The sequence below is a fragment of the Brevibacterium sp. CCUG 69071 genome, assembly GCF_021023135.1.
Classification (GTDB): Bacteria; Actinomycetota; Actinomycetes; order Actinomycetales; family Brevibacteriaceae; genus Brevibacterium.
Window position 1 is genome coordinate 121,554 of record NZ_PGFV01000001.1, and the last position, 16,172, is coordinate 137,725.

The 16,172-nt window shown below is 63.7% G+C and carries 19 protein-coding genes; 6 read left to right on the forward strand and 13 right to left on the reverse strand.

Annotation, left to right across the window (positions count from 1 at the left end; all coding sequences use genetic code 11):
• Positions 1 to 27: 27 nt before the first annotated feature.
• Entirely contained in the window at positions 28 to 972 is a 945-nt protein-coding gene (locus CV023_RS00550) for a VOC family protein (protein WP_230743521.1), read from the reverse strand.
• Positions 973 to 1,083: 111 nt separating this feature from the next.
• The gene (locus CV023_RS00555; RefSeq protein ID WP_230743522.1) at positions 1,084 to 1,848 is read right to left on the reverse strand and encodes an IclR family transcriptional regulator; all 765 of its coding nucleotides are present in this window, start codon (positions 1,846 to 1,848) and stop codon (positions 1,084 to 1,086) included.
• 153 nt (positions 1,849 to 2,001) lie between these two features.
• Between CV023_RS00555 and CV023_RS00560 the strand changes: the two genes are divergently transcribed.
• From CV023_RS00560 to CV023_RS00575, 4 genes are read left to right on the forward strand one after another with little or no spacing between them, the layout of a single operon-like run.
• Complete coding sequence (locus CV023_RS00560) at positions 2,002 to 3,351, forward strand: DUF1932 domain-containing protein (protein WP_230743523.1); 1,350 nt, start codon at positions 2,002 to 2,004, stop codon at positions 3,349 to 3,351.
• Entirely contained in the window at positions 3,348 to 4,769 is a 1,422-nt protein-coding gene (locus tag CV023_RS00565; protein ID WP_230743524.1) for a TRAP transporter large permease subunit, read from the forward strand. Before CV023_RS00560 ends, CV023_RS00565 begins: the two co-directional genes overlap by 4 nt.
• A gap of 31 nt (positions 4,770 to 4,800) precedes the next feature.
• Complete coding sequence (locus tag CV023_RS00570) at positions 4,801 to 5,076, forward strand: hypothetical protein (RefSeq protein WP_230743525.1); 276 nt, start codon at positions 4,801 to 4,803, stop codon at positions 5,074 to 5,076.
• Positions 5,066 to 6,037: a cyclase family protein gene (locus CV023_RS00575; protein ID WP_230743526.1), complete on the forward strand. Its 972-nt coding sequence runs from the start codon at positions 5,066 to 5,068 to the stop codon at positions 6,035 to 6,037. The genes CV023_RS00570 and CV023_RS00575 overlap by 11 nt, the downstream gene beginning before the upstream one ends.
• A gap of 12 nt (positions 6,038 to 6,049) precedes the next feature.
• On the opposite strand, the gene CV023_RS00580 is transcribed toward CV023_RS00575, so the two are convergent.
• Positions 6,050 to 6,292 carry a hypothetical protein gene (locus tag CV023_RS00580; protein ID WP_230743527.1) on the reverse strand — a complete coding sequence of 81 codons (243 nt, stop codon included), beginning with the start codon at positions 6,290 to 6,292 and terminating at the stop codon, positions 6,050 to 6,052.
• A gap of 64 nt (positions 6,293 to 6,356) precedes the next feature.
• Complete coding sequence (locus tag CV023_RS00585; protein WP_230743528.1) at positions 6,357 to 6,773, reverse strand: hypothetical protein; 417 nt, start codon at positions 6,771 to 6,773, stop codon at positions 6,357 to 6,359.
• 174 nt (positions 6,774 to 6,947) lie between these two features.
• Here CV023_RS00585 and CV023_RS00590 point away from each other — a divergent pair, with 174 nt between their 5' ends.
• Positions 6,948 to 7,445: a hypothetical protein gene (locus tag CV023_RS00590; protein ID WP_230743529.1), complete on the forward strand. Its 498-nt coding sequence runs from the start codon at positions 6,948 to 6,950 to the stop codon at positions 7,443 to 7,445.
• 189 nt (positions 7,446 to 7,634) lie between these two features.
• On the opposite strand, the gene CV023_RS00595 is transcribed toward CV023_RS00590, so the two are convergent.
• The 5 genes from CV023_RS00595 to CV023_RS00615 form a co-directional block, all read right to left on the reverse strand.
• Entirely contained in the window at positions 7,635 to 8,696 is a 1,062-nt protein-coding gene (locus CV023_RS00595; protein ID WP_230743530.1) for a 2,3-butanediol dehydrogenase, read from the reverse strand.
• A 153-nt stretch (positions 8,697 to 8,849) separates the two neighbouring features.
• Entirely contained in the window at positions 8,850 to 9,317 is a 468-nt protein-coding gene (rraA, locus tag CV023_RS00600; protein ID WP_230743531.1) for a ribonuclease E activity regulator RraA, read from the reverse strand.
• An 81-nt stretch (positions 9,318 to 9,398) separates the two neighbouring features.
• Entirely contained in the window at positions 9,399 to 10,424 is a 1,026-nt protein-coding gene (locus tag CV023_RS00605; protein ID WP_230743532.1) for a D-cysteine desulfhydrase, read from the reverse strand.
• 42 nt (positions 10,425 to 10,466) lie between these two features.
• The gene (locus tag CV023_RS00610; protein ID WP_230743533.1) at positions 10,467 to 10,907 is read right to left on the reverse strand and encodes a hypothetical protein; all 441 of its coding nucleotides are present in this window, start codon (positions 10,905 to 10,907) and stop codon (positions 10,467 to 10,469) included.
• 279 nt (positions 10,908 to 11,186) lie between these two features.
• The gene (locus tag CV023_RS00615) at positions 11,187 to 12,533 is read right to left on the reverse strand and encodes a dicarboxylate/amino acid:cation symporter (RefSeq protein WP_230743534.1); all 1,347 of its coding nucleotides are present in this window, start codon (positions 12,531 to 12,533) and stop codon (positions 11,187 to 11,189) included.
• 279 nt (positions 12,534 to 12,812) lie between these two features.
• Here CV023_RS00615 and CV023_RS00620 point away from each other — a divergent pair, with 279 nt between their 5' ends.
• A complete protein-coding gene (locus tag CV023_RS00620; protein ID WP_230743535.1) occupies positions 12,813 to 12,995 on the forward strand; it encodes a hypothetical protein in 183 nt (60 codons plus the stop codon).
• Positions 12,996 to 13,132: 137 nt separating this feature from the next.
• On the opposite strand, the gene CV023_RS00625 is transcribed toward CV023_RS00620, so the two are convergent.
• The 4 genes from CV023_RS00625 to CV023_RS00640 all read right to left on the reverse strand — a co-directional run bounded on the left by CV023_RS00625 (position 13,133) and on the right by CV023_RS00640 (position 16,049).
• The gene (locus CV023_RS00625; RefSeq protein ID WP_230743536.1) at positions 13,133 to 13,360 is read right to left on the reverse strand and encodes a hypothetical protein; all 228 of its coding nucleotides are present in this window, start codon (positions 13,358 to 13,360) and stop codon (positions 13,133 to 13,135) included.
• 138 nt (positions 13,361 to 13,498) lie between these two features.
• On the reverse strand, positions 13,499 to 13,834 hold the full coding sequence (locus CV023_RS00630) for a hypothetical protein (RefSeq protein WP_230743537.1): 336 nt from the start codon (positions 13,832 to 13,834) through the stop codon (positions 13,499 to 13,501).
• Positions 13,835 to 13,942: 108 nt separating this feature from the next.
• Positions 13,943 to 14,638, reverse strand: a complete 696-nt coding sequence (locus CV023_RS00635) for a response regulator transcription factor (RefSeq protein WP_230743538.1) — start codon at positions 14,636 to 14,638, stop codon at positions 13,943 to 13,945.
• A 55-nt stretch (positions 14,639 to 14,693) separates the two neighbouring features.
• On the reverse strand, positions 14,694 to 16,049 hold the full coding sequence (locus tag CV023_RS00640; RefSeq protein WP_230743539.1) for a sensor histidine kinase: 1,356 nt from the start codon (positions 16,047 to 16,049) through the stop codon (positions 14,694 to 14,696).
• Between the last annotated feature and the right edge of the window lie 123 nt (positions 16,050 to 16,172).

Sequence of the window (16,172 nt, forward strand, 5' to 3'; positions counted from 1 at the left end):
CAGGGCCCATTGTGCGAGCCTCCGACTTCAGCGGGCGAGTGCCTCGTCGACCGAGCTGACTCCCGTTCCGACGGTGACCTGGGTGCCCCACGGATCGGTCAGGCGCACGGAGCGTCCGTCGTCGGCGAACTGCATCTTCCGAGCGTTCAGTCGGGCGACGAGGGCATCGAGATCCTCGCGACCGGGGACGGTGATCGCAACGTCACCGAGTCCGAGCGCTGCCGCGCGGGGGCCTGCGCCCTTGCTGTTCCAGGTGTTCATCGCGACGTGGTGGTGGTAGCCGCCGGCCGAGGCGAAGAGCACGCCCGGCATGGAGGCGAAGGTCGGCTCGAAGCCGAGGGCGTCGACGTAGAAGGCGCGAGCCGTCGGCACATCGCCGACCTGCAGGTGCACGTGTCCGACCCTGCCAGGCTGTGCTGAGGTGTTCGCGACGATGCTGTCATCGAGGTGCTCGGCGAGGAAGGCGTTGGGATCGAGGTAGATGGTGTCCATGCGGACCTCGCCATCGTCGGTGTGGATCCACTGCGAGCGGTCGCGGTCGACGTAGAGCTCGATGCCGTTGCCTTCGGGGTCGGTGAAGTAGAAGGCCTCGCTGACGAGGTGATCGCTCGAACCGACGAATCGACTGTTGGTGTTCTGCGCCGCGTGGGCCACGGTCGCCGCCAACGAAGCCTGATCCTCATAGAGGAAAGCCGTGTGGAAGAGACCGGCCTGACGGGGATCGACGGCGGGCAGACCAGGAGTCGAGACGAGCTTGACCATCGGAGTGGTGCCGCGGCCGAGCACACGGTGGACCTCGGAGCCGCGGGAGACCTCTTCGAGCGGCACCATGGCAAGGGCGTTCGCGTAGTACGAGGACATGTTCTCAAGATCCCCGACACGCAGGGTGACCGCGTCCATGCCGGTGGAGGCGCTGAGCGTGGAGTCGTTGACAGCAGCGTCGGCGGTTGAGGCGGCGTCGGTGACGATCATGGTGTGCTCCTTGCGGGCCGTGGCTAGTGATTGAACTTTCAACTATCACAATACTCGGGTGGGGGTTTCGTGGCAAGAGGGGGTGATGTGCTCCTGCTCACCCGAGCCGGATCAGCCGCCGGAGACCTCGGGCAGTCCATGTCCGATGCTGATGGCGGCCTGGCGCACCTGTCGACCGAGCGACTGGGTCTGCTCTTCGGGGAAGTCATCGATGGTTCCGGTGACCTGGACGGCGGCGAGGACGCCGTATTCCGCCGGCAATGCGGCGGCCACGCTGGCGACTCCGATCTCGCGCTCCTCTCGGGAGATGGAGAATCCGCGCTCGCGGATCTCGGCGAGGTCGGTCCCGAGGGCTGCGCGCTCGGCGGCTGAGAGCGGTTCGTGGGTGGCGCTTTCGGCGGAGTCGAGGCAGTTCTCGACGGTCTCATCGTCGAGGCGGGCGAGGAGCGCTTTGCCGGCGCCGATGTACAGGGGCAGTCGCGATCCGATGACGAGCTCGTAGCCGAAGTTCCGGGCGTTGCCGGCTCGGGACAGCACCACTCGCTGTCCGCGATGTTCCCGGAACAGTGTGGCGGTCAGGCCGGTCACCGAGGCGAGCTCCATGAGCACCGGCCTGGCGGCTCGGATCAGCGGGTTCGTTGTCGAGAAGGCGTGGGCCCCGAAAGCCAGGGCAATGCCGGGGCGATACCCGTTGGCATCGCGCTCGACCCGATCTCGAGACTCCAGGACCGCAAGGATTCGCTGCGCTGTGGCCACCGGAAGGTCGGCTCGGCGGGCGATCTCGTTCAGTCGGAGTGAACCGCGTGCGCTGTCGAGAACTTCGAGTACGTCGATGGCTCGCTCGAGAGATCGCATGGGGGAGTTGGCTGCCGGCATGGCGTCCTTTCGTGGTGACTCTCACACGCTGAGACTTTACAGGACGGGAATGGGAGTTGTTCTGCATTCCGTGGGCTATGCCACTTGACAGCGAGCGAACTTCCCTGAAATATATCGTGCAGTGGTATCGACTCTCATAGAATGGATGCAAGGATGCATATAGCGGTAATTGGCCTTGGCGAAGCGGGAACACTCTATGCTCAGGGCCTCACTCGACTGGGTTGGACAGTCACGGGCTATGACCCAGCGGACATCCCGACGCCGGAATCGGTGATTCGAGCGAACTCTCCGGACGATCTGATGGCAGAGGCGGATGCCGTTCTGTGTCTGGTCGGCGGTCGTGCCGCCGTCCCCGCCGCGAGTTCGGTGGCTCATCTCCTCGATGAGACCACTCTGTTCATCGACATGAATTCCGCGGCTCCCGAGGTCAAGCAGAACGTCGCCGAGGTTGTCGGTGCGGACAATTACGCCGACGTCGGTGTCGTCGGCTCAGTGCCGGAGCACGGAGCAGCGACACCGGTCGTCATCAGCGGAGCAGCCTCCACCAGGGCGGCCGAGATATTCACCGCACTCGGAGCTCCGGTCGAGGACGTCCACGGCCTGCCGGGAGACGCCGCCAAGCGGAAGCTCCTGCGCAGCTCCTTTATGAAGGGGCTCGGAGCACTCATCGTAGAGGCCCTCGATGCCGGTGACGCGATGGGAGCCCGCGACTGGGCGCTGGGCCAGTTGTCTGCCGAGCACGCCGGAGGGATCGAATCAGTCGAGCGGCTGTACTCGGGCACCGTCAAGCATGCCGATCGCCGCGGTCACGAGGCCGAAGAATCGGCTGCCATGCTCGAAGGTCTGGGCGTGCCGGCAACCATGTCGCACGCCGCGGCCCGGTCGCATCAGCTGCTGGCCGCGGAGCTGATCAAGCCGAAGGCGGAGCTGCGGGAAGCATACGCAGATGTTCCGGTGGCGAACATCGGCGACGCGCGGCAGCGCATGGGCATGGTCGACGGCGGCATTCGCTCGCTCTGGACCGGTGCGAAGGCCGTCGGCTGGGCAAAGACCGTGTGTGTGCCTGCCGGTGACAACAAATTCCTGCACGCTACATTGGACACCATCGAACCCGGCGACTTCATCGTCGTCAACGGTCAGGGGCACACCGATCGGGCACTGCTGGGTGAACTCATGGCAGAGAGGGCACGGAAGCGCGGGGCTGTCGGGATCGTCGCCGACGGTGCGCTGCGAGACATCAGGGATCTCGAAGAGATGGGGTTCCCCGCCTGGGCTCGCGCCGTCAATCCCTCCGGACCCTATAAGAACGGTCCCGGACAGGTTGACGTCCCGGTGGCCGTCGGCCGGGTCGTCGCCGAACCCGGAGACCTCGTCGTCGCCGACGATGACGGAGTCATCATTGTTCCAGCGGCCGAGGCAGCCGCGACGCTCGAACTGGCCATATCCGTTCGGGAAGACGAAGCGAACCGCCGCAAGGCGATCATCGGGGGTGACGGCGCATGATGGCCATTCTCGCTCTCGTCGTTTTCATAGCAGTCATCATCGTCTGGAATGCCGTCGTCGGTCGCAATATCGGCGAAGCGATGACTCTCGGCTTCCTCTCGATCTGCGTGTTGGCCTTCATCTCCGGGACCGGTGAAGGGAACTCGGTGCTCAGTTCCATCTGGGCCTCGGTCTCGGATGCGCTCACCGAAGAGATCATGTTCGCCGCTCTCGCATTCGTCTTCGTCTCCTATGTGCTCGAACGCACGCCGGTGCTCACTCAGCTCGTCGATCTGCTCAATTCGCTCCTCGGTCGCTTCCGCGGCGGTCACCTCTACACGACCACCGTGGCAGGTGCGATCTTCGGTGCGATCGCCCATATCGGTGCGGCGATCACGGCGGCAGTCGGATCGATCACGATCCCGTGGATGAAGAAGGCCGGTGTGAAGCCGGAGATCGCGGCGACCGTGGCCTCCGGACTGGCAGGCTTCGGAGTCAGCTTTCCGTTCTCGGGAACGATGTTCATCCTCGTCGGTGGGCTTGTGGCTCAGGGAGCGATGGAATCACACGAAATCGTCATGCCGCTGTTCTTCGCAGGTCTGTGGGCTCTCGCGTATCGCCTCGTTGTCGCGTTCTGGATCGTGAGGAAGTACAAGATCCCCGCGGTTCCGCCCGAGGATCGGCTGCCGATCCGCACCAGCCTGGCGCAGGGGTGGACGACGATCATGCTGATCGTCCCGATCTTCGTGCCGCTGATCATGTCCTTCGGTCCTTTCGCATCGCTTCTCGGCGACTACACCGGGGTCAGTGCCGAGTCGCAGCCGGGCAAGGAACTCGCCGACGGCACGGTGCTCGACCCGACTCCGCTGGGGATGTCCGATGTGGTCAGCCTGCTGACCTGGATCCCGGTTCTGATGATCGTCTTCGTGCTGATTCTGGGCCGCAGATCGTTGCCGAACACCGCTTCGGGGTGGTGGAAGCTTGTGCAAGGCTCGGCGCCGTCGTTCGGAGTCATCGGCATCACGATCTTCGCGGCGTTCTCTGCGTCCAACCTCCTCGGCGAGATGGGGCTTGCCACCGAACTGGAGTCGCTGCTCTCGCTCCTCGACGTTCCCAAGTGGCTGATGGCTCTGGCGATCGGGGCGATCATCATCCTCATCGCTGTGCCCCTCACGGCAAGTGCCACGATGGCCGCGATTGGTCCGGTGGCCGTGATGACGATGGCCAGCACGGGCATTCCCGTCCCTGTGGCTGCCGCCGCGGCGCTGATCTTCGCCTCCACGGAGGGAGCGTCCCCGCCGTCGGGAGCGCCGATCTACGTGGCAGCCGGCATCGCCGAGGTGAATCCGGGCAAGACCTTCGTTCCTCTCCTCAAGTACTACTGCGTCCCGCTGCTGGGGGTGGGTACTCTCATCGCCCTCCAGATCCTGCCCATCTGATTCGACCGATCTTCCGAAAGGAGCTTGAAAAATGACTGATGACACTATTGACCCCACTCCTACGGGACGAAGCGGCTTCGCCGCAGTCTGTTCTCATCTCTTCGCAGTCTCGACAGTGCTGTTCCTCCTTGCCGGAGCGGTGATCGTCGTCTGTCAGATCGTCCTCATCGTTGCCGCACAGGGAATGGTCGCGATCGATGTCGCCGAGGCGGTTGGGCCGTATGCCTTCGGCACCTCCTCCGTGGCCGGCCTGCTGGCCTTCGTGCTCACCTACTTCAACAAGGGAGAATCGAAGGATGGCGAATAGATTTCCCAGCTATGACGAACTCAGTGACAACAGCCCCTCCGGCTCGTCCTGGGGAGTGTTCGCCGATGATCCGGGAAGAGGCACCGCCAATTTCGCCGGTCCTGCGGAAGTCGTTTCCGCGGCCGCCGGGGTCAGCAGAGGGGCGGTGTTCAACCTGGACTATGCTCTCAATGCCTTCGACCCGCCGATGGCCAGGGCGCGGCGGGCCCCTGACCACGAGATCTTGTCCGCCCATTCCGAATCCCGCGATGATGTCCTGCATGAGTTCTATCTGCAGGCCAGCTCGCAGGTCGACGGTCTGAGACACCGTCGCGCATCCGGGCACGGCTTCTACAACGGGGTCGCCGATGAGAAGATCGCTGCCGGAACACCTGCTCTCGGCGTACAGGAATGGGCGGAGAAGCCGATCGTCGGCCGTGGACTCCTCCTCGATATCGCCGGTCTCCTCGCCGAGGCGGGTACGCCCCTCGACCACAGCTCAGGTCCGACGATCGAGATCGAACATCTCGAGGCCGCCTGTGTGCGCCAGGGAGTCTCGGTCGAGCCCGGAGACATTCTGATGGTTAACACCGGGTGGGCCGAATGGTTCATCGCTGCATCGAACGAACTCCGTGAGGAGGTGCGCAGCGGGAGGAGGGCGACCGGCTTCCGCCAATCGCGCGAGTTGGCGAGGTGGATCTGGGATTATCAGATCGCCGTCTTCGCCACGGACACCTTCGCGGTCGAAGTCCTGCCGGTGCGCCCGGACAGCGACTTCCTCGATTCCGCGCCCGAGGACAAGGGAATGATGCATCAGGAGCTCATCGCCAAGCTCGGTGTGCCCCTCGGTGAGCTGTGGAATCTGCAGCCGCTGCTTGACGATTCAGTGGCGACCGACCGCTGGGATGCTCTGTGCGTGGTCAAACCGCTCAACCTCGTCGGGGGAGTGGGATCGCCTCCGAATGCGACCGCCATTCGGTGAAGTCTGAGCGAATCAGCGGTCTTCGAGTTCGCCTTCGGATCGATCGCCGGCGTTGCGACGTCGTCGGCGGTCGATCCAGATCGCCAGTCCGGTGCCCACGATGCCGAAGGCCGGCATCATCGTGCCCAGAAGCTTGCCGAGGATCGAAGCCGAGCCCGTATCGTCGATGAGCAGCGGGGCCAGAAGGTCTTGCAGGATGACTGCCAGGAGCAGCCCGCCGATGAGGCCGAGTATCCCGATTCCGATGGCTCGCATGCATGGTCCTTTCTGCTGAAGGCGTCGCGAGCGCCTGGTGGCAATTGACCGCTCGCTCGGCTCGTCACTGACTTTCGGAGGAGACCGCTGTTCCTCTGAGGCGCTGCAGCCCGAGGGCGATGACTCCGGTGGCGAGGCCCCAGATGAGATTGGTCAACACCATGGGAACGATCGCGATCGGATTCGCCAGAGGCCCGTCGAGTCGACCGTCGAGGATCGGTGAGAGCACTGCGCTGAGGGCGGTCGCTGCCACGGCATAGACCAGCCCTGCCAGAACGAGGGTAAGCACCGGTCGAGGCGTTCGGCTGAGTCCGACGATGGCGATCCATGCCGCCGATATGCCGAGGGTGAGCAGTATCGGTACTGCCGGTGAGGTGTCGACGCCTGTCTGGTTCATGATGATTCTGCTCAAGGGGCGGACGAGAGCCAGAGCGCCGAGTCCGAGAATGAGGGACCAGTGGAGATTTCGCATCTTTTCCATGTCCACAACGTTATTGAGCGCGAGACGGTCTGCCATCGGCCTGGGCGAGTTATGATCCCCTCTTGGTGCGCACAGCGTTCTACGTCGAGAGGCGATGGTCTTTCGGAGTCGAATGCGAACCGGTGCGGGCGCCCCTCGTTACTCCACCGGAGCGTGCGTCGATAGGGTGGAGCCATGAAGACCCGCGCTCGTATCGTTTCGACCGTTGCCGCGCTTGCGGTGCTCGCGCTTGGCGGCTGCGCCTCCGATGACGGCAGTGACCAAGATGATGTGAGCGGACAGACCGCCGAGATCCCTTCCGGTGATTTTGCGAGCACTCAGGACATGGAAGACTTCCTCACCAACAGCATCGACGATGTCGACGTGCACCGCGAATCCGAGACCAACCCGGACTTCGACGCCGCCAAGGACGCTGACCGTCTGCACGTCGAGTTCCCCTCGGCGGGGAAGAAGGGGACGGACCAGAAGGCCTCGGCTGATGCGGTCCAAGCCTCGGGAGTTGCCACCTTCGACTACGACGTCCTCATGATCACCGGAACCACAGACACCGGAACCTGGTCGTATATGTACAGTTCCGACAACGTCGCCGAACTGACTGCCGATGACGCCGTGGTCGAAGCTGATTCAGTCTGGGAGCACGCCGATCAGGATTTCGACTCTGTGCACAGATGAGCACCGTTCAGCAATCGGGGCCGACTGCCGGCATGGCGAAATGCTGAACGTCAGTAGCGCTCGTCCTTGACCACGGCAAAGTCCCTGACTTCATCGGAGAGACCGAGGTCGGAAGCGCCCGTCGACTCGACCGGGATCATCGGGCCGAGCCGACGGGACGCATGTGGAACGTGTCAGCTCACGGTCTGGTCAGGCCCGGGGGTCGACGATGATCTTCACATGCCGTTCGTTGTTGCTGATGAGTTCGTCGAAGCCGCCGCTGACCAGTTCGTCGAGTGCGATCCGGCCGGTGATGAACGGGGCAAGGTCGAGTCTGCCGCTGCCCACCAGTTCGATCGTGGCGGGATGGTCCCCGGAATAGCCGATGGTTCCCCGCAGGTCGATCTCCTTGAGCACGAGCTTGGGCATGTCGACCTCGGGCTTGTGCCCCCAGATGGAGACGTTGACGATGACTGCGCCCGGGCGGACTGCGTCGAGGAGCATATCGAGAACGACAGGTACTGACGAGCATTCGAAGCCGACATCGGCACCCTCGCCGCCGGTGAGTTCGCGGACTCTCTCGGCCACGTCGCCCTCTCGCGGATCGAGCACCTCGTCGGCCACTCCCGTCGAACGTGCCATCGTCTTCCGTGCCTCGGAGAGTTCCGAGATGTAGACGGTGAGCCCTTCGGCCTTGAGCACCGCAGCGGTGAGCAGACCGATGGGCCCTGCTCCGCCGACAATCGCGACCTGCCCGGACTTCGCGCCGGAACGCACGACGGCATGATGGGCAACCGACAGCGGTTCGATGAGGGCGGCCTGGTCGAGCGGAATATCGCCGATCGGATGGACCCAGCGACGTTCGACGACGATCTTCTCCGCCAGCCCGCCTCCGCGGCCTCCGAGGCCGATGAAGTTCATGTCCTTGGAGAGCTGATAGCTCTGCCCGATGCTGGTGTCGACATCGTCGCCGATGATGTAGGGCTCGACGACGACGTTCTGTCCCACCTCGAGATCGGTCACTCCTTCGCCGAGTCCGGTGATGGTGCCGGAGAACTCGTGTCCCATGGTCACGGGGGCCGATTCACCCGAGATCGGATGCGGATGGCCGGCCGGAGGGACGAAGATCGGGCCTTCGAGATACTCGTGGAGATCGGTGCCGCAGATGCCGCACCAAGCGACATCGATGGCCACGCTTCCCGCTTGCAGCTCGGGTTCGGGAATGTCCTCGATGCGGATGTCATTGCGGTCGTAGAAACGTGCTGCCTTCATGGGGTCTGCCCTTTCGTCGGTGACTGCGAATCCTGTCGTGTCTTCTGACACGACTCTATTTCCCTCAGCCGCCCCGTGCATCGGAGGTTTCTCGTCAGATGAGAACCTGTGCCCCGCGCCGACGGAAGCGGTCAGATGTGGAAGAGGTCCCGTCTACTTCTCCACCACGACACCGTCTGCGTCGACGAAGACCATGGCGCCGGGACGGATCGTGGCTCCACCGATCTCGACGGTGATGTCGACCTCGCCCTCGCCGTTCTTCGCGCTCTTGCGGGGATTGCTCGCCAGTGCCCTGATGCCCAGGTCGAGTTCGGACAGAGCCTCACGGTCACGCACCGCACCGTTGATGACGACTCCGACCCAACCGTTGTTCACCGCCGCCTCGGCGATCATGTCGCCCATCAGGGCGGTCGCGATCGAACCGCCGCCGTCGACGATGAGCACGGCACCATCCCCGGGTTCTGCCAGGGTCGACTTCACCAGGGCGTTGTCCTCGTAGCAGCGGATGGTCCGTGCCGGGCCCGAGAACGACCGGATCGACCCGAAATCGGTGAAATCGAGAGCGATCGAATAGAGATCCGGACCGCGGTCGTCCCAGAGATCGGCGGTTGACACTGTCATCTGTGCTCCTCATTCGCAATCTGTGTCATCGTATAAGTGCTCGGACGCCCCGCGCCTTCGCACCTTCTCTGCCATTATCGATCAGGCCAAAGCCTGCGCGCGAGCGTAGAGGCCGGGGACTCCACCGGAATGGATGAAGACGATGTCGTCGTCGGGACCGAACCGTCCCGAACGGACCAGATCGACCAGCCCCGCGGCGGCCTTGCCGGTGTAGACAGGGTCGAGCACGATGCCTTCGGTGCGCGCGAAGAGTCTGAGGGCTTCGACCATCTCGGGTGTGGGCAACGCATAGCCCGGCCCCACGTAGTCCCCGAGACCGACCACCGCCTCGGGCGGAACGTCGGGCAGTTCGAGGAACGACGCTGTCTCGGCCACGAGCCCGGCGATCTTGGGTTCCTGCTCCGCGCGCGTGCGGCTGACGTTGATCCCGATCACGGGGAAGCGATTGTCGGAACCGTGGAACCCGACGATGAGACCGGCCTGCATTCCGGCCGACCCGCTCGGGCACACGATGCTCGGGGACTCGAGCCCCGCCTCGGCGAATTGGGGGAGCAGTTCCTGAGCGCAATCGACATAGCCAAGCGCGCCGGTGACGTTCGATCCGCCGACAGGAATGACATAGGGGCGACTCCCGCGGCCCTCCAGCTCACCGGCCAATTCCTGGGTCCGGGCGGGCAGATCCGTGCCATGGGGATGGACGTCGACTGAATCGGCGCCGAGGAGGTCGAAGAGCAGGAAATTTCCTGTGTACTCGGGAGGGTTGCCACCCGATTCGGTAGGAATCGGATCGCCTTCGGGTCCAAGATCCTCCTCGAGCACGAGATGGCAAGCGAGTCCCTCGCGCCTGGCTGCAGCGAGCGTGAGCCGGCAGTGGTTGGACTGCACCCCGCCCATGGTGACGAGGGTGTCGGCACCATGGGCGAGGGCATCGGCGATGAGGAATTCGAGCTTGCGGGTCTTGTTTCCGCCTTGGGCCAGGCCCAACAGGTCATCGCGTTTGATCCAGATTCGCGGCCCATTCAGCTCGGTGCTGAGCCGGTCAAGCTGCTCGATCGGGGTAGGGCCGGCTGTGTAGTGGCGACGGGGGACTGCGCTGAGATCGGTCATGTCTCAGAAGCCTACTGCCGTGCCTCGGCGGTCGACCAGGGCTCAGTCGTCGAACCTGATCTGGCGAACCGCGTGGTTCGAACCATTTGCCGACTTCTCATTGCTGACTCCGAGCGTCATCATCTCACCAGTATCGAGGTTGGTGTAGGCCACGTAGGTTGAGCCGGCCGCCGAATCCGCGGCGATGCGGTGCCACCGACTCGCATGCGCGTCACCGTGCTCGGAGAGCGTCTTCACCACCGCGTCCGTGGCGAGCTTCTCGACCTCCACCTCCGACCCGACGCCGAAGGCCCTGACGAGGTCGTCGGCGTACTTCAATGAGGTCGTCGGATGGCCGGAGCTCTGTGTGTCCTTGGCTGTGGTCGCAACTGACGTCGAGTCTGTGGATGCGAGTGCGGGTCCTGCGGTGGCTCCGATTCCGGCCAGACCTGCGACGGTGGCGATTCCCAGTGCGGCTGTCCGTTTGCGAATGCTGATTCTCATGGCGTCGATCCCTCCTGCTCGTCATGTGTCATCGACGTCGACCAGTATTGCCAGCATTCGTGTGAACCGGACAGCACAGTCTGTGCGGTGTCTCAGAACGTATTTCGGTTCGACAAACCATTCGTTTCAACCATGTGGCAGTGACTGTTACATGGCAGGATTACTTGCTGAGATGTATCGGGTTTTTGAGCGCAAGGCCATGTGTCGGCTGCACGACCGCTGGCCGCGCTCAGCGACCGAATATGACACTTTCTCCAAAACGATGATACGCAATCGTAATCACGAGTCGTTGCCTGCGACGGACTGGTTCTGAGTGCTGTCTTCATCGTTGCGCTCGGCCTCGTCTGGTCCGTCCATCCAGTCCTTCCCGTCGAGAATCCGGGCGACGAGCATGCTGCTGGCCTGATCGCCGACCGAGTTGACGGTAGTGGCAGGCGGGTCGATGACGGTACCGATGATCTGGATGATCGGCAGTGCCGCGCCGGGGAATCCGTAGAGAGTGATGATCATCAGTTCGCCGATGAACCCGCCCGAGGGAATCCCGGCCATGACCATCCCCGCCAGCAGAGCCACAGCGATGCCGATGAGGATGTTGCCGGGAGTGAAGAAGTCGCGCTCGAACACCGCGAAGAGGAACGCGATCTTGAGGATCGCGGACAGGCTCGAACCCTCCATATGGATTGTCGCGCCGATCGGGATGATCGTCTCTCTGATGTCACGAGGGACGCCGATGCGCTCACCCGCGCGAAGATTCGCCGGGATCGCGGCCACCGACGAGGAGGTTCCCAGGGAGATCGCGGTCGGCTCGATGATATTCGACCAGAACTTCGTGATCCCGTGTCTGCCGCCCGCGAGAAAGGAATAGAGCGTGAACGCGAGAACGAAGTAGACGATTGCCACCGGGTAGTAGACGAGAAAGGCGCGCACATAGTCGCCGACCAGCTGCGCCCCGAGCTCACCGATCAGGGCGGCGAAGTAGGCACCCAGGCCGATCGGGGCGTAGTACATGATGATCGAGGTGAACTTCAGGAACACCTCGGCCCCGGAGCTGAGGAAACCTGCAAACGGCTTTCCTCTGTCGCCGATGCTGCTCGTGGAGATGCCGACGATGACGGCGAAGACGATGAGGGCGAGCATGTGCTCGGCGGAGAGGATCTTCGAGAAGTCGTCGACAGTGACCGTCTGAACAAGCTGATCGCCGATCGACCCGACGTCCTCGACGTCCTCCGGCTGGCTCATCTCGACTTGGACCCCGTCGGTCGCCTTGGTGACCCACAGGGCCGAGATCATGACCACGGAAGCGATGATCCCGGTGACCGCGAAGACGCCGAGCGTGCCGCCCAAGATTCTGCCCAGGCGCTTGGCAGAGGACATCCCCGCCACCGCCGAGGAGATGGAGAAGAAGACGAGCGGCACAACGAGGGTGAACATCAAGTTGATGAACACCGTACCGAAGGGCTTGACGACTGTGGCACGTTCCCCGAATACGAGTCCGACGATTGCGCCGATGGCGACGCCGGTGAGGATGAAGAGCGGGAAGCGGTAGTTGCGGAGAATACGACCGAATCGTGATCCGGATCGGTCAGCAGCGGGGGAGCGGGTCCCGGAGTCGGCGGGCGACGGCATCGATCCTGCCTTTCACTCGGAGTGTGCACGGTGCAGCCGTGTGAGGGTTCACGGCTCGGACGATGCTATTGCACACGGGGCAGAAAAGGTCACTGGTCTCATTGGGGTGGTCTTGTCGGTGTTCGCGCCGAGGTCTAAGAGCGGAGGAGATCGTCCTCGCGCTCATTGTGATCGAAATGGTGCCCGGAATCCGTGCTCGGGCCGTATCGCCACCGCCGTCGGAGAGCGCATGATGGAGGAAACGGATTCGCGCACAGCGTTCCGATCGGAGGTTCAGTGATGTCTGAGAATGTGCAACCGCAGCCGGGCGAGGACGAACTCGGGAACGACTCGGAGGAGTCGAGCAGCGTCGGCGCGGAGAGGACCGAAGCGGACAGGCTCCGTCACGTCCACGAAGATGAGATGGTCGACGAGTGGGAAGACGAATCCTTCCCCGCCAGTGATCCGCCAGGACACTATTGAAGCTGTCGGGGAGATTTCGGCCCAGGTCGGAATGACGAGGGCGTCGCCACCTAACTTTTGGACTCACGATCCGTGAATGACGACGCTCTTCGTTGTGTGTTCCCGGCCTGGGTTTTCAGCGCAGGGCAGGCCGAGTTTCAGTCCTCGTTATCGGGATTGTCCGTGGAATCGGTACGGACGTTCGCATCGTCGGAATCGTCCGTCGATACGGACGCGTTCTCAGGGTTTTCGTCGTCTCTGCTCGCGTCGGCCTCGTCGTTTCTAGTGCCGAAATCATTTTCATCGACGAGCTCGGAAGTCGGTGCCGCCTCGGCGGCTTCGTCGAGATTCTTGGTGGCTTTGCGCATGCCGTCTTCAATGGGCACGATGTTCACCTTCCGCAATCGGCTGTGAGGTGGTCGTCAGTCTACGCGCGTCCGCGGGCCAGGGATACTGCTGAGTCAAAGGCACGGCGAGCGAAGCCGACCGAGGCCGACGGTCGAGCGTCGGATGGAGAACGGCGATCAGGCCACCAGCATCCAGATGAGCGCGGCGGCGTTGGCAGCGGCAGTGAACGCGGGGCCGATGGTCTTCAACCGGTCGGAGATCACGGCTCCGATCACGGCGTCGATTCCCTGAACGAGGATCATCGCGACGGCGACTGCGGCCACAAATGCCTCCGACGAGCAGAACAGGCCGATGACGGCGACGACGACAAGAGCGGCGCTGCGCGCAAACGCATACATCGATGGTGGTCGTGAATCGTTCGCGGACGAACACAGTCCGGCAATCGCATACCCGCAGCTGACGATCGAACTGATCAGAGTCACGATCGCGCAGGTCCAGAAGGCGAGGGTCATGGATTCAGTTTATAGATGCGTACTCGGTCTCGGTCGCGACTCGCAGCGGTCCTTTCGCCGGAGAGGAGGGTGGGACCGGCCGACGCTTCTCGGCGTCTGTCCGGCGAGTCAGTGTCCCGCAGCCGAGGTCCCGAGGCTGTCCACTCCGGCGCGTTCGACAAGGACGGCGATGTGTACGCGATTGCTCGTGTCCAGTTTGATGTTGATGCGGTTGAGGTGGGTCTTCACCGTAGCCGTGCTCATGAACGTGGCCTCAGCGATCTCCTGGTTGGACAGGCCCTGGGCGACGAGGACCGCGATCTGAAGCTCACGTTCGGTGAGGTCGGCGAGCAGTTCTGTGGCCTCACGCTGCAGGCGCTGATTCTGGCCCGTCGTCACCTTTGAGATCAGCTGCTGCATCGACCGCGGCGAGAGGATCGGCTCTCCTGCGTGCACCTTGCGGATCGCATCGGCCAAAGCAGTCGGTGCGACGTCCTTGAGCAGATAGCCGGCCGCTCCGGCCTCGAGTGCGCGGAAGAGATAGTCGTCGGTGTCGAAGCTCGTGAGCGAGACGACCTTGGGCGGACGGGCGCTGTTGATGAGCCTTTCGATGGCCTCGATCCCGCCGATGCCCGGCATCCGGATGTCCATGAGGACGACATCCGGGAAATGCAGAGCCACTCGTTCGAGTGCCTCCTCGCCGCTCGACGCCGAACCCACGATCTCGATGCCCTCGGCGGCCTGGAGAATTCCTCTGATCCCGGTGACGACCATCGGATCGTCATCGACGACGATCACACGAATCGGGGCAGCGTTCTGGGTCATGATCGATACATTACCCGAGGGCAATGACACCGATAGTCTGACCGCGAGGGCTCCCTCAGCCTCGGCGTGCGAACGGCGGAAGAACCACCTCGACGACGAACGAGCCGTCGCGGACACCGGCCAAGGCGTCTCCCTCCAGCATCGCCGCTCTCTCCCGAATGCCTTCGAGCCCGGCACCCGATCCGGTCCCCGCTAAGGGAGAATCGGCATCGGGCCGGGAAGAACCCACGCGGGGAGCAGACGTCGGATAAGGCGGAATCCCGGGGACCGCCTCGGCGAGGGGCGACTGCCGCGGCGGGAGACGGTTCGTCGACGCAGGAGCCGGATTGGCCACCGCGATCCGTGCGCCTTGGTCAGCCGACACCGTGACTTCAAGAGTCACCGGCGAACCCGGGGCATGCTTCATCGCATTCGTCAGCGACTCCTGCACGATGCGATACACCGCCCGGTCGAGAACGGTCGGCGCACTCTCGACGTCCTGAATGACGATCGAGGGCCGGATGATCGTTCCCGTGGACTGCACCGAGGCGACGAGCTGCGGGATCGATCGCATTGAGGCCAGGCTCGGGGGAGTCGACGCCTCCTTCTGCGGTCCGCCGCCGGCCAGCGTCCCCTCGCGGACCCCGCCGACCAGATGCCGCAGGTCCTCCAGGGAGGCATGCGCCTCCTGCCGCAGCGCCGAGGCGGTCGAGGCGACATCGTCATCATCCTTGCTGCCGAGCTCGAGGGCACCGCTGTGCAGGGAGATGATCGAGAGTCGGTGGGAGAGCGTGTCATGGAGCTCCCGTGCCAGGAGTTCGCGTTCGGACCGGCGGGCGAGTTCAGCCGACAGGGATTCATTGCGCTGGGTTTCGCGGGCCGCGATCGTCTCGACGACTCTCATCCGCCGGGTTCGTCGCAGCAGGGCGCCGACGCCGAGGCTGATGCCGAGTCCGATGACCGCCGCCGCGATGGTCACGAGAGTGATCGCGAGCAGCGCGTCTGCCGGGGGAGCGGGTGCGTCGAGATTCGTCATCTGCTCCGGGTCGGGCAGGAAGAGGATGGCGAACGGGTTGAGCTGGGCCGGGGCCAGGCACATGCGCACCGTGGCGGCGGCGACCAGCACCGTTCCCACCGCCGAGGCGATGATGGCCTGCCGCTTGGATCCCCGGATGACGAGGTGGAAGAGGCCGATGAGCAGGAGAAGGGCATCGCCCCATCCCGCAGTCAGCAGGGCGCCGGCAATGAAGGGAGCCCACAGCCACTTCTGACGGAGGAACACAGTTGCCCATACGGGGACGAGGAGGAGGATCGCGACCATTCCGGTGTTGCTGATGACGCCGCCTGAGAATGCCCAGGTGTTCGAAGTCAAGGCCATCGCCGAGGTGAACAGTCCGATGACGAAGAGAAGAGCGCCGACGAGGACGCTCACGAGAATTCTCAGGGCGCGAGGCATCCGCCGGCGCCGCGCGCTCGGGAGGCTCTCGTGGCTCGAACGAGGAATTGGTTGACCTGACACACATGAATAGTAACCGCGGGCTCTGACACGCGTAGT